Source organism: Nocardia araoensis NBRC 100135, from assembly GCF_000308435.1.
Lineage (GTDB): Bacteria > Actinomycetota > Actinomycetes > Mycobacteriales > Mycobacteriaceae > Nocardia > Nocardia araoensis.
Genome location: NZ_BAFR01000080.1, coordinates 1 through 12,193, shown reverse-complemented (window position 1 = coordinate 12,193; position 12,193 = coordinate 1). Strand labels below are relative to the sequence as shown.

At 65.9% G+C, this 12,193-nt stretch carries 13 protein-coding genes and 2 pseudogenes; 9 read left to right on the top strand and 6 right to left on the bottom strand.

What is annotated here, in order from left to right; translation table 11 throughout:
• Positions 1-101 precede the first annotated feature (101 nt).
• The 5 genes from ON21_RS40590 (at position 102) to ON21_RS35730 (ending at position 2,194) form a co-directional block, all read left to right on the top strand.
• A complete protein-coding gene (locus ON21_RS40590) occupies positions 102-230 on the top strand; it encodes a hypothetical protein (RefSeq protein WP_281032659.1) in 129 nt (42 codons plus the stop codon).
• Positions 231-265: 35 nt separating this feature from the next.
• Positions 266-907: an MMPL family transporter gene (locus ON21_RS35745; protein ID WP_051020655.1), complete on the top strand. Its 642-nt coding sequence runs from the start codon at positions 266-268 to the stop codon at positions 905-907.
• Positions 908-1,246: 339 nt separating this feature from the next.
• Positions 1,247-1,471, top strand: a complete 225-nt coding sequence (locus ON21_RS39240; RefSeq protein WP_051020654.1) for a hypothetical protein — start codon at positions 1,247-1,249, stop codon at positions 1,469-1,471.
• 101 nt (positions 1,472-1,572) lie between these two features.
• Positions 1,573-1,785: a hypothetical protein gene (locus tag ON21_RS38320; RefSeq protein WP_051020653.1), complete on the top strand. Its 213-nt coding sequence runs from the start codon at positions 1,573-1,575 to the stop codon at positions 1,783-1,785.
• Between the two features lie 40 nt (positions 1,786-1,825).
• Positions 1,826-2,194, top strand: a complete 369-nt coding sequence (locus tag ON21_RS35730) for an MMPL family transporter (protein ID WP_051020652.1) — start codon at positions 1,826-1,828, stop codon at positions 2,192-2,194.
• A 710-nt stretch (positions 2,195-2,904) separates the two neighbouring features.
• Here ON21_RS35730 and ON21_RS10565 read toward each other — a convergent pair.
• From ON21_RS10565 to ON21_RS40585, 5 genes are all read right to left on the bottom strand, one after another.
• The gene (locus tag ON21_RS10565; RefSeq protein WP_039797553.1) at positions 2,905-3,492 is read right to left on the bottom strand and encodes a TetR/AcrR family transcriptional regulator; all 588 of its coding nucleotides are present in this window, start codon (positions 3,490-3,492) and stop codon (positions 2,905-2,907) included.
• A 173-nt stretch (positions 3,493-3,665) separates the two neighbouring features.
• Positions 3,666-3,872: a hypothetical protein gene (locus ON21_RS10560; protein WP_157170784.1), complete on the bottom strand. Its 207-nt coding sequence runs from the start codon at positions 3,870-3,872 to the stop codon at positions 3,666-3,668.
• A gap of 64 nt (positions 3,873-3,936) precedes the next feature.
• Complete coding sequence (locus ON21_RS10555; protein WP_039797594.1) at positions 3,937-5,358, bottom strand: APC family permease; 1,422 nt, start codon at positions 5,356-5,358, stop codon at positions 3,937-3,939.
• Positions 5,351-7,297: a primary-amine oxidase gene (locus ON21_RS10550; RefSeq protein WP_039797548.1), complete on the bottom strand. Its 1,947-nt coding sequence runs from the start codon at positions 7,295-7,297 to the stop codon at positions 5,351-5,353. The genes ON21_RS10555 and ON21_RS10550 overlap by 8 nt, the downstream gene beginning before the upstream one ends.
• A gap of 391 nt (positions 7,298-7,688) precedes the next feature.
• Entirely contained in the window at positions 7,689-7,811 is a 123-nt protein-coding gene (locus tag ON21_RS40585; RefSeq protein ID WP_281032658.1) for a hypothetical protein, read from the bottom strand.
• Between the two features lie 247 nt (positions 7,812-8,058).
• Here ON21_RS40585 and ON21_RS40800 point away from each other — a divergent pair.
• A pseudogene (locus ON21_RS40800) lies at positions 8,059-8,301 on the top strand (Tn3 family transposase); the annotation flags it as partial.
• A 282-nt stretch (positions 8,302-8,583) separates the two neighbouring features.
• Here the strand turns inward: ON21_RS40800 and ON21_RS10540 are convergent.
• Positions 8,584-9,162 (bottom strand): TetR/AcrR family transcriptional regulator, encoded by a 579-nt coding sequence (locus tag ON21_RS10540; protein ID WP_039797546.1) that lies wholly within the window; start codon positions 9,160-9,162, stop codon positions 8,584-8,586.
• Positions 9,163-9,254: 92 nt separating this feature from the next.
• On the opposite strand from ON21_RS10540, the gene ON21_RS10535 reads away from it, so the two are divergent.
• The 3 genes and pseudogenes from ON21_RS10535 to ON21_RS36905 all read left to right on the top strand — a co-directional run.
• A complete protein-coding gene (locus ON21_RS10535) occupies positions 9,255-10,493 on the top strand; it encodes an MFS transporter (RefSeq protein WP_157170782.1) in 1,239 nt (412 codons plus the stop codon).
• Positions 10,494-10,552: 59 nt separating this feature from the next.
• Positions 10,553-10,939 (top strand): nuclear transport factor 2 family protein, encoded by a 387-nt coding sequence (locus tag ON21_RS10530; protein ID WP_039797545.1) that lies wholly within the window; start codon positions 10,553-10,555, stop codon positions 10,937-10,939.
• A gap of 85 nt (positions 10,940-11,024) precedes the next feature.
• A pseudogene (locus ON21_RS36905) lies at positions 11,025-12,193 on the top strand (Mu transposase domain-containing protein); the annotation flags it as partial.

Below are 12,193 nucleotides of genomic sequence, written 5' to 3'. Positions count from 1 at the left end.
GTACCTTTATATCTCAAATTCTTTTGATTTAGAGGCACATATGTTGCTTACAGTGGGGTTGTGAGCGTGCTGCCGAGTGGTGCTTGCGGCACAAGCGGACCGTGTCGCCGGGTTCGCTCGTCGTGCGGGCCATGCTGGTGCCCTGTGCGGCCCTGGCCGATAGTGCCTACCGAGCGGACTACACGGTGCCGTCGACGGATTCGGGGAAGGCGCAGGAGATCCTCGCCTGAGAATTCCCTGGTAGCTCCGGGAATCGGCCACGATCGTGTGGCACGGGACGTCGGGGGCGGAGCGCGACCGCGACGTGCAGCACCGGATCACTGCCCTGCTCGCCGAGGTCGGCGGCCATCCCGCACGTGGCAGCGGTATCGTGCCCGTATCGCCCGGCGCTCCAGGATCGGCGGCAGATATCGCCGCCGACGGCCGCACCGCGAGGGCGGAGGTGCCGTTCGATGCGCCCCGCACCGACTTGACCAAGGATGATGTCCAGCCGATCGTGGACACAGTGGCCGCGACCCGCACGGACCGCCTCGACACGGCGGCAGGTGGCGCGATGATCGAGGTGACCGAACAACCGGCGGCCGGGCTCAGCGAAGCGGTCGGGCTGGCTGACGCCGCCGTCATACAGCTGCTCGTGTTCGGTTCGATGCCCGCGATGACACTGCCGATCATCACCGCAGTCGGGGCACTCGGTGCCGGACTCAGCGTTGTCGTGCTGCAGTCACACCTGTACCCGATCACCGATACCACCCGGCGCTGGGTGCGCTGGTCGGTCCCGGTGTGGGGATCGACTACGCGCCGTTCATCGCCAACCGATACCGGACCGCGCTGCGCGTCGGGAACAGCCCCCTCGACGCCATCGCGGACGCACTCGAACCTCCGGGCGCGCCGTGCTGCTCGCGGGTAGCATGGTCTGTGCCGCCTTGCTCGCAACCATGCTGCTGGGAATCGGATTTCTCGACGGGCTGGCCATTTCCGCCGCACTAATGATGGCGCAGTCGGTGCTCGCCGCGGTCACCGTACTGCCGGCCATGCTCGGCTACTACCGCACCAGCGTCCTAGGCGGCAGAAGAACCGCCCGGCCGACGGACGCTGGCTGCGCATCGCTGCAGCGCCATCCCCGGATGCTGGCCTGCGTGGCGGTCGCGGTCATGGCCGCGCTGAGCCTGCCGGCACTGTCGTTGCATCTGGGGACGGCCGATGCCGGAAATGCTGCAGCCGGGCGAATACACGCAAGGGCTACGAGATGCTGGCGACCGGATTCGGGCCCGGCATCAACGGGCCACTACCCCTGGCCGCCGAGCTCCACACCCCCGCCGATCACACCACACTCACCGCCCTGGCCGACACCGTGAAAACCATTCCCGGCGTTGCCGGCGTGACTCCGCCGGCACTCAACCCCGCGGGCAGCACCGCCCTGATCCAGATCATCCCCGCCACGGCGCCGCAGGATCGCGCCACGATGGCCTGATCGACCGACTGCGGGGACCACACGGCGATCGCGCAGGGCACGACGCTCGAGCCGTATCTCGGTGGGCCACCGCCGCCTTCGCCGACACCCTCGCCGCCAAAATGCCGCCGTTCGTCACCGTCATCGTGCTGATGGGCACGGCACTGCTGCTGGTGGCATTCCGCAGCGTCGCCATCCCTGTCACGGCCGCAGTCATGAATCTGCTCGTCATCGCCGCGTCATTCGGCGTGCTGGCCAGGGTGTTCCAGTACGGTCTCGTGCTCGCAGCCATCGGCGGCTACACCCCGAGGCCGATCGAACCGTTGCCCCGATGATCATGATCGCGGTCTTGTTCCGACTGTCCACGGATATCAGGTGTTCCTGGTCAGCTCCATCCACGAAAGATCGCTGCGCGAGGGTGACAACGCCCTCGCGGTCCGATCGGGACAGTCAGACACCGGCCGGGTCATCGACCCCGCGGCAGCCATCATGATCAGCGTCTTCCTCGCGTTCGTCCTGACCGGCCAGCGCCTGCTCGCCGAGTTCGGCATCGGCTTCACCGCCGCAGTACTCCTCGACGCCTTCATACTCCGCGCCGTCCTCGGCCCCGCCATCATGCTCAGCCCCGCCAACTGGTGGCTCCCACCATGGCTCGACCGGCTCCTGCCGCATATCGCGATCGAACCATCCCGGATCGACGCCCAGAAACCGACCACGACTATTCTCCAGAAGGATCCCCCATGACCAGTACATTCAGCACTCACGGCGGAGGGCCACGGTCTCGCTCGCAGCGGCTGTCGCGGCGTTGACACCGGTGGCGGCGCCGGCAGCGCCGCTGGTGCCCAGCCTGCCGATCGGTGCACCGGCGTACACGGTGAACCGCGACAACCCGAAGATGCCCCCGGCTACATCTACTACTCGACCGGGGTGAGCGCCGCGGCCACGCTGCCGGGGCTCGGGCAAAACCTGTCCAACGTTCCTGCGCTCGCACCGGCCAAGGTTGTGCTGGACAAATCATCCGGGCATGAGGTGTGGCGCTACAATCCCCCAGCTGGCCAGGACGTGCCCAAATTTCGCGCCCAAACCTGCCGGGTGGCCCGGAGGGTTTCACCTCCGGGCTCCCACAGATCGCAGCATGACAGTCTCCCGTCACTGCGCTCGTCTCATCTAGTGCCAGCCGGGGGTGTTGCTCGGGTTGCTGGACACCCGGGAGGATATCCGCCGCAAGTATGTGGAGCTGGAGCGGCTGCGCAACGGCGGATTCACGCCGTCGTCGACGGGGATGCGTAACGCGCTGGGTGCGGGATCTGAATGCGGTGATCCCGGCGTCGGTGGATCTCGCAGGTGTCGGCGCGTCGGCTATCGCTTTGGCATCGTTCATCCACTGCGTGTGCGTTACAAGTATTCGCCCCGGAGGACGGTGAGCTGTCGATGTGGGCTAGGACTCGTCAAGGTCATCTTTGTATACTGGCGAGGAGGGCCTCGAGCATTTCCATTTGGCGCTCTCCAGCAGCCACCTGGGGCAGCAGCACTCCGACGATCTGTGCGCCGGCTAGAAGGGTCAGAATCTGGTCGGCGACCAGTGGCGTGTCCACCGGTGCGATATCCCGTGCGTCGACTGCCTGCTCAAGAAATTCGATCAAGCGGTCGCGCCAGTCCGCCAGCATACGTTCGTTCATCGCCCCGAGATGTTCGTCGTAGATGGCCCGCTGCCACAGGGATATGGCGATGCGGGCCTCCAGCAAAGTCTCCTGGGTGGTCGGCAGGACTTCGCGACAGAAGATGCGCAATGCGTCCAGGCCGGTGGCTTCGCCGAGAGCGGCGGCGATGCGTCGTTCGGTGGCGTCGTAGACGTGCTCGTAGGCGAACCTGAGGATGTCGTCTTTGCCCTTGAAGTAGTGCGACAGTGAGCCGTTCGCGTAACCGGCCTCGCTGGCGATGTCGCGCATGTTCACCGAGTCGAGGCCGCGGCGGGCGATTAGCCGCCATACGGCTGCGGTGATCGCAAGCCTGCGTTCCTCGTGATCTACCAACTTGGGCATGCGCCACCACGGCCTCGCCGGATCATCCACCCAGCATAGTGACGCGCTAGGAAATCATCGGCGCCATGGTCGCTGTCATAACCGAGGATGCCAGCAGATTGACCCGCTCCTTTGCCGGTCGCACCGCAGCACCCGCCGATGAACAGGCAGCGATGACTGCGGCGCCACCCACATCAGCAACGGAGCGTAACCGAGCACGGTCGCGTCGTCGGGTCCTCCGCCGCCGTGGTGGTGCGCAGCGGCGGTCCGGGTCCGGCCTGCGCGCTGCTCCGGACGATCCCCGCGATCGCCAAGAGGTCGATCACGCAATGCACGGCGGCCGAGTCACGGCGACAGGCGGGCGCGACGGTGAACACGCAACCGAATGCGATGGCGGTCACCGGCAATCCCACCCGGCGGCCATGCCCTCATGTGCTGATCCGATCAACGCCGACACCGTTCGGCTCAGCCCGCAGTGTCGGCCGACGCCGCGAGACCGACCGGAGCCGGGTGGGGCCGAATCTTTGCCGAGACCATGCCGAGTAAGAAGACAGCCACGACGATGAAGAGCAGTACGTTCGCCGCCCGTGCACTCCCCACCAGGGTCGTGAAGTTGGCGACGACCGTCACCGCCACCGCCAGCAGGCCGAACGCGCCAAGTACCGGGGCGATTCGCGTGTGCCAAACTCGGCGATCGAGCCGTGTCCGGGCGAAGAAGGTGATCACCGCGATACTGGTCAGGAGCATCAGGATCAGAATTGCGATGGTCGCCAGACCGGACAGCCAGGTGAACAGTTGCAGCACCGGATCGGCGCCCGCCAGTGCGAACGCGCCGACCACCAGTAGCGCCGAGGCGGTCTGGGTGACCGAACCGCGATGCGGCGAGCCGTGCCGCGGGTGCGTCCGGCTCAGCGCACGTGGCCCGTGACCGTCTCGCGCCAGCACGTGGAGATAGCGCGAGATCGCATTGTGGAAGGCCAGCAGCGCGGCGAACAGACTGGTGATCAGCATGATCCGCATGACATCGACCGCGAACGGGCCAAGGAACTTCCCTGCTGCCGTGAAGGCCAGTCCAGAAGGATCGGCGCCCGCCGCCGCGGCCACCTCGTCGCTGCCGAAGGCCAAAACCATCGCCCAGCTCGCAATCGCATAGACCACACCGATCACAAGCACCGCCGCGTAAGTGGACAACGGCACCGTGCGCTTCGGATCGCGGGCTTCTTCGCTGTATATCGCGGTACCTTCGAATCCGACGAAGGAAGCGATGGCGAACATCAGCGCGATCCCGGGCGACCCGCCGAGAAACACCGGGGGTGTAAACGATACCGCGTCGATGCCGTGCGCGCCGCCGCGGATGAACACCGCCGCCGACAGCACGAGGATGATCCCGATCTCCACTACCAGCAGGACGCCGAGCACCTTCGCACCCAGTTCGATGTTGCAGTAACCGAGCACGGCGACGATCGCGATTAGTGCCAGCGCGTACAGGAACCACGGAAGCCGTGGTCCGCCGTAGTCCACGACAAGACCTTGCACAGCCGACGCGGCCAAGCCGTAGATGGCGGCCTGAATCGCGGTATACGCCAGCAGGGCAAGTCCGGCTGCCCCCAGCCCCCATCTTCCGCCGAGGCCCTCCCGTACGTAGGCGTAGAAGGCGCCCGCATCCACCATATGCTTGCTCATCGCCGCGTATCCGACGCTGAATACGAGCAGCACCGCGGCGGCGACCAAGAAAGCGGTCGGCGAACCGGCTCCGTTGCCGAGCGCGATCATCACCGGCAGCGCGCCGCCGATCACCGTCAACGGCGCCGCCGCGGCCACCACCAGGAAGACGATCCCCGTTACGCCCACCGAACCGCGCAGCCCTTGGTTGGCGATGTCATTCATGCGAACCTCCGTGACAAGCAGCGGCTTCACGGCAGTGCGCCGAGGTTGCTGCGGGAACATCGAGCGTGGGATTGCCGTCGAAGAACCCGTGTGGCTTCAGCACGAAGCCGGCATAGTCGACGGGCATGATCGGCCAATCCTCCGGGCGCGGGAAGTGTGTGAGACCGAAGGAATGCCAGACCACAAGATCCTCGTTTTCCAGCGCACGGTCGGCGGCGACATAACCGGGCAGCCCTGCGCCGCCGTGGTGCTGGTTTACGAAATCGCCTGCCGCATAGCGCTCAACTGGTGAGTATCGGGTCACCCATAGGTGTTTGGCGGCGAAAGCTGCTCGGCCGGCGATCGAGGATCCCTCGGCCGCCAACAACGGCTCCTTGCCCTCCGGGTACAGCACGTATGCCACCGGCTGACCGAGCCCGTTGGTGACTTCGGGGTTGACGATGTGCCAGGTGCGCCCGGCTTCGTTGTCCGCGAGCCGCTGTGCCAGCGCCTCACTTGCCAGCGTCGTCCGCCGCAGGGTGAAGGCGTTGCCGTGCGGATTGTCGGGGCCGATCGGAATGCGCTTGGACTCCACCTCATCGACCCGGTTGCGATGCCCGTCGACCATCATGTCCAACCGGGCGTTGAACAGATGCTGATGATACGGGGCACCCAGACCGGGCGCGATCTCGCTGGAGTAGGGGTGGCCGGGTCCGGGATAGGCCGATGTGAAAGGGATCCCAGTGGCCTTGGCCTCGAATTCGATGGTGCCGTCGAGGTACAAGTACCAGAAGAAGCCGTAGTCATAGTTGCCGATGGTGGTGAAAAAGGAGATCACCAGCCTGCGCTGGCGGCGCACCTCATGCGAACCACTCCACAAATCGGTGTGTTTCCACAGCACACCGAAGTCTTCTTCGTGCATGCAGATCGCGTTCCGCAGGATGCGCGGATTGCCTGTCTCGTCGGCGATCACCGCGTCGAAGTAGGTGATGTCGCCGACGCAGTCGCAGCCCAGCTCCAGCGCGTTGGCGTAACGGCCGACCAGGTACTCTCCCGTGTCGAAGTAGTTCTGCCAAGAGCGGATCGGCGACGGGTCGCCATAGGGAACGACCATTTCCGAGATCGACGCACGATGCACAATCGGCCGCAACCGCCCACCGTCGCGGAATCCGATCTGGTGCAGTACGAGCCCCTCGCGGGCGTCGAAACCGACCCGCAACGACCACTTCTCCCACTCGACGAGATTGCCGTCGACAGTGAAGCTCGGGCCTTGCGGCTGGGTGATCTCGATCGGTTTCTGCGTGCTGCGCGCCGGGCCGGTGACCGACGGATCATCGTAGTTGCCGGATGTCGTCGGCACCGGCACCGGTCCGGTGTCGATGATGCGCAACACCTCTCGCGCAGTCACGTCGACGAAGGCAACCAGGCCGTCGATAGGGTGCGCCCACGCGTGGTCCTTCCCGTGATGCTGCAGAAAGGCCAGCCCGCGCAGGATCCTGCGGCCGTGTTCCCCCTCAAACTGGAAGACTCCCGCGGACAAAGGGGCGACGCGCACCTGGGATACATCGAGGCTGCGGTCGGCAAGCGCCCGCAGCCACCCCGGATCGGCGGACAGGATCTGTTCCACCAGACCGAATTCTTCGTCCAGGATCGGCAGTTGGCCGTCGGAGACCGCGTCCAGAGTCCGCTGTGCGATCACTTTCCGGGCGCCGAGAGAAACGACCAAGTCGACAGAGGCGGCGTCGTGCACATCGTGCAACAGCACTCGGAACCGCCGGTCGAGTTCGCCCGGCCGGTCGTACAGCGCGTACTTGTCCGGCTCCTCCAAGCCGACGTAGACGAAACGCGTTGTGTCCGCGATCCACCCGGCTGCAGCGATGATCGACCGCACCTCGGCGATCTCGTCGGCGATCGGTAGCGCCAAGGGATGATCGACCAGTTGAGGAGTGAGGGTCGGCATCGGCACCTCCTTCTTGATACTACGAATGTTGGAAAACAACGGTGTCGCCCGTATGTTGCGGTGCCATCGGCCCGAGGTTACGTTCGGGTGAAGCCAGGCGTCGTCGCGCTCAGCCGTTGACGATGCGCGGCTCCGCGACCGCTTTCAGGCCTTCGATACCCGAACTCGAGCCCGTAGCACGAACTCTTCACACCCCGAACGGAATGCTCGGGTGCGGCGTGTCGTTCGCATTTACCATGCCGTGCTGGCACGCAACCACGCGGCAACCCTCGTGCCGCGGCAAGGTCGCCCGACTACACCGAGGCCCCCAGATCCGCCTCGAGGCGGATCGCGCTCGCGTCCTCCACATCGACGTACGCGATGACAGGCAAGGCTAGGTTCGTCCTGTAAGTCACCGGAGCCAGAGGATGATGGCGGCGATGGTGAGTTCGGCCTGGTAGTAGGCGGCGCGTTTGGCGTAGCGGGTGGCCAGGTCCCGGAACTGCTCGAGTTGGTTGAAGCATCGCTCGACCACGTTGCGTTGTTGTATGCTTTGGCGTCGAACACCGGTGGTCGCCAGAAATTGATGTTCTCGCTGTCGCCGGGCTGATGTGGGACAGCACATCGTCATCGATGCGCCGGCCTTCTCGACGCAGCTACCAATCTTGAGGTGTTTGGCGACCGATATCGGGACAACCACCCTACCCACCTAGATCGAGATCACCGCCGAACTCGAATCAAGCCCCTAACGCCAGTTTTCACAAGATCGTTGGTCACGGGCCGAATATGGCCCCATGCGACGGACGATCTACGCGGCTCGTTATCTGTCGGATCCGGACTATCGGCGTAGGATCTCCCGTCAACTGAATAAGGGCGAGTCGATCTACGCGCTCAAACACGACCTCATCTACGCCCACGAAGGAGCGTTCCGGGCCCGGCACCTGGAAGCCCAGACCGAACCGGCGTGGTGCCTGACCCTAGCTACCAACGGGGTGATCGCGTGGACGACCGAGTATACGGGCTTGCGGTCGAGCCGATCCACCCTCTACCGCGCTCTGGAGCCCCACCTCGCGCAAGCGCCCACCACGTCACGCGGTCACCGACATTCAGCTCATCGGCGGGCACTACAACATGCCGCCGCCCAGGACCTGGCACGGCAGAAACGGCGCATGTGTTAGTGGTCAAGAAAATCTCCCCACTGGCGGCCAGTTGAGTTAACACACGGGCGGACAGCAGATTTCCCACCGAGGTCGGCCAAAGGCTCCCGGGGTAGATGGTCGCGGGGGCGGGAAGTCTGGTGTGGAGATCTACGTGTCGGAGGACGGCCCGTCGGCGAGCGCGCGTACTGCAGAGGACACAGCTGCGCGGAGGCGTTCGGGTGTGTAGTCGGATCCGAGAATCATTCGACGCAACTGCGGCATGGCAAGACTCCAACCGACCAGACCGAGAGTGAAGAACAACAAGGCGCGCGGATCCTCGTCGCTGGTGCGTGCTGCGGTTTCGGCGGCGCTGATTTTGTCGAGGTAGTGCTGGGTGCGCGCCTGTTCGTCGGGAACCGTGTCCTCGCCCATTTCCAGCGCTTCCCACATCAGCAGTCGCAGGGCTTCGGGATGGGCGCGGTGGTAGTCGAACAGCGCTCCGGCATAGGCGCCCAGTTCGGCATCGTCACCAGGTGGCACCGCTTCGGCCAGGTCGGTCATCAACCGCTCCAACACGGCGGCGAACAGTGCTTGCTTGTCGCCGAAGTAGTCGTAGATGGCTCGTTTGTTGGCTTTGGCGGTGGCCGCGATCCGATCCACGCGAGCTCCGGCGACACCGTGTGCAGCGAATTCGGCTGCCGCCGCGGTGAGGATGCGTTCCTTTGTTGCCGCTGAATCGTATGCCACGTCCGAAATTGTAACGAACTGGTTCGTTTGACGGCGTTGCCGTGAACTCCTAGTATCCGAACTAACTAGTTCGATCGTTTAGGGAGATGGTGATGACCACGACCGATGAGCCGACACCCGACCGGCCATCCACCGAGACCGGTATGGCGGTGCGCCCGCTGCTGTTCACGGTGATGGCGATCTGTAGTGGGGTGACGGTGGCCAATGTGTATCTGGCGCAACCGCTGCTGACGTTGTTCGCCCAGGGGTTGAGTGTGGCGCCGTCGTCGGCAGGGGTGGTGGTGATGTGTGCGCAGTTGGGGTACGCGGCGGGGATCCTGTTCCTGGTGCCGTTGGGCGATGTCCGTCGCCGACGCCCGCTGCTGATGGTGATGCTGAGCGCGACGGTGATCGCGCTGTTGCTCGCTGCGGCCGCGCCCGGCCTGTCGCTGCTGGCGGCGGCCGCGGCGCTGGTGGGCGGATTCACCGTCGTCCCCCAGGTATTGGTGCCCTTGGCCGCCGAGTTGGCCCCGCCACAACGGCGTGCCTCGGTCGTGGCGGGAGTCCAGATCGGGCTGATGACCGGCATCATCGGTTCCCGCGTGGTCGGCGGCGCGGTGGGCGAGGTGTTCGGGTGGCGCGCAGTCTACGTGCTGGCTGCCGTACTCACCGCAGCGTCGGGGCTGCTGACCGTGGCCTGGACTCCGCGTGAGCCAGCTCGCGCGACCACGCTGGGCTACGGCCGCCTACTCGCCTCGCTGCCGCGACTGGTGCGGGCAGAACCCGCCCTGCGGCACTCGTGTCTGCTGCATGCGAGCCTGTTCGGCGCCTACAACGCCACCTGGACCTCGCTGGTCCTGGTGCTGACTCACGAGCCTTATCACTTCAGCACCGCCACGGCGGGCTTGTTCGGGGTCCTGGGGCTGGCCGGCGCGTTCGCGGCACCGTGGGCGGGGCGGTTCATCGACCAGCGTGGCCCGTTGCCGATCATCACCGCCGCGCTGTTGCTGACGCTGCTCTCGGCCGGGGCCTACACGCTGGGCCGCACCGTGCTGGGGTTCATGGTGGCGGCGATCGTCGCGGTCAACGTCGCGGTGCAGTGGAGCCAGATCGCCAACCAGGCCCGCATCTTCGCCTATCTGCCCCAGGCGCGCAGCCGCGCCAACACCATCTACATGGTCGCGGTCTTCCTCAGCGGCGCGACCTGCGCCGCCCTGGCCGCAGCCTGCTACGCGGGCTTCGGCTGGCCCGGGGTCTGCGGTCTGCAAGCGGTGCTGGCCATCGCCGGACTCGCGGTGCTGCCCTTCGCACGGCGTTACGACCGTCGACACCGCACGATCGCATCCGCCTGAACCCCTACGACTTCCCGGAACCCTCCATCAACACCCTCATTACAAAGGAGATCACCACAATGACCATGCCCGCGATGCCCGCTGCCGTGATGCAGTTCTTCGCCGCCTCCCAGTCCGGCGACCCTGACGCCTGGGCGAACGCATTCGCCACCGACGGCGTCTTCCATGATCCGGTCGGAGAACCGCCGATCCTGGGCCGCACCGCAATCCGCAAGTTCATCGCCTCGGTGCTACCGAACTTCAGTCCCTTCCTCGGCCTGACTCCGCGCGAAGCCCACACCGTCGGCGATTCCGTTGCGGTCTCCTGGACCGGTGCGGCGGTCACCCGCACCGGAACTCCGGTGAACTGGTCGGGCATCAACATCTACGACCTCGACGAGGACGGCCTCATCCGGGAAGCACGCGCCTACTTCAACCGGGCCATCTTCCAAGCCCAACTCGACTGATAACACCCATCGCGAGCCCACCGCTCGGTCAGCGGCAGCTGTGAAGTCGAACGAGGAGATCATGGAGATTCTGGCTGCCTAGGACCTGACTGGCAGCTACCGCAAAGCGGCCGAGCTGGTGGGCTGCAATCACCACACCGTGCGCCGCTACGTCGAACTACGCCGGGCCGGAACACCCCCCGACGCTCCGGCCCGGCGCGCGAAACTCATCGACGCGTTCATGCCCAAGATCGAAGAACTCGTCGAGGCCTCCGGCGGGCGCATCGGCGCCGACCACGTCCACAAACGCCTGCACGCGCTCGGCTTCGATGGCAGCGAACGCACCACACGCCGCGCGGGCGCCGCCGCGAAGGACTCCTACCAGGCCGGGCACCGACGCGTCCACAGGCCTTGGGTCAGCGAAACCGGGCTCTGGATGCAGTGGGACTGGGGCGAAGGCCCCCGCTTGGGTGAGCGGCGAGTGACGTTGTGGTGCGCGTGGCTGGCCTGGTCGCGGTTCCGGGTGGTGATCCCGGTGCTGGACAAGACCATTCCCACGGTCGCGGCCCGCCTAGACGCCACCTTCCGCGCCGTCGGCGGCGTCCCGACCTACTGCCTGACCGACAACGAGAAGACCGTCACCACCACCCACATCGCCTCGTTGGCGGTCCGCAATCCCGACATCGTCGCCATCGGCCGCCACTACGGCACCACCATCCGCACCTGCCTACCCGCCGACCCGGCCTCCAAGGGCGGCGCGGAGAACACGGTCAAGACGGCTCGTTCGCCGAGAGCGAAGCCGCCTGCGACGAGTTCATGGCCGAAATCAACGCCCGTCCGCATCGAGAAACCCGCAGGGCCCCCATCGAAATGCTGGGTGAGGAACGCTTCCGGCTGCATCCAGTCCCCGCGTCGGCCTACACCGCCGCGTTCGGCACCACCCGCCGCGTCCACGACCGCGACTCCACCATCCGCGTCGACCAGGTCCGCTACTCCGTCCCGCACCAGCACGCCGGACGGGAAGTGTTCGTGCGCTGGCACAGTGACGATCTCATGGTGACCGCGCTGGTCGACGGCGTCGCCACCGAGATCGCCCGCCACCGCCGCTCCACCCCGGGCAGCCCGGTCATCCTCGACGAGCACTACCCGCCCTCGGCGCCCGGGCAGCGCACACCGCGACCGGCCACCGCCGCCGAGGAAGCCTTCCTCACGATTGGGCCCGGCGCGGTGGCCTGGCTCGAAGAAGCTCGGGTCGGCCTCCACCACCAGGCCCGG

What these genes read in the sequence shown, in the direction of transcription:
- ON21_RS39240 (WP_051020654.1), top strand. Translation starts at nt 1,247, where the DNA reads ATGCTGGCGACCGGATTCGGGCCCGGCATCAACGGGCCACTACCCCTG.
- ON21_RS38320 (WP_051020653.1), top strand. Translation starts at nt 1,573, where the DNA reads ATGCCGCCGTTCGTCACCGTCATCGTGCTGATGGGCACGGCACTGCTG.
- ON21_RS10565 (WP_039797553.1), bottom strand. Translation starts at nt 3,492, where the DNA reads ATGCCCAAGTTGGTAGATCACGAGGAACGCAGGCTTGCGATCACCGCA.
- ON21_RS10555 (WP_039797594.1), bottom strand. Translation starts at nt 5,358, where the DNA reads ATGAATGACATCGCCAACCAAGGGCTGCGCGGTTCGGTGGGCGTAACG.
- ON21_RS10550 (WP_039797548.1), bottom strand. Translation starts at nt 7,297, where the DNA reads ATGCCGACCCTCACTCCTCAACTGGTCGATCATCCCTTGGCGCTACCG.
- ON21_RS10535 (WP_157170782.1), top strand. Translation starts at nt 9,255, where the DNA reads ATGACCACGACCGATGAGCCGACACCCGACCGGCCATCCACCGAGACC.
- ON21_RS10530 (WP_039797545.1), top strand. Translation starts at nt 10,553, where the DNA reads ATGACCATGCCCGCGATGCCCGCTGCCGTGATGCAGTTCTTCGCCGCC.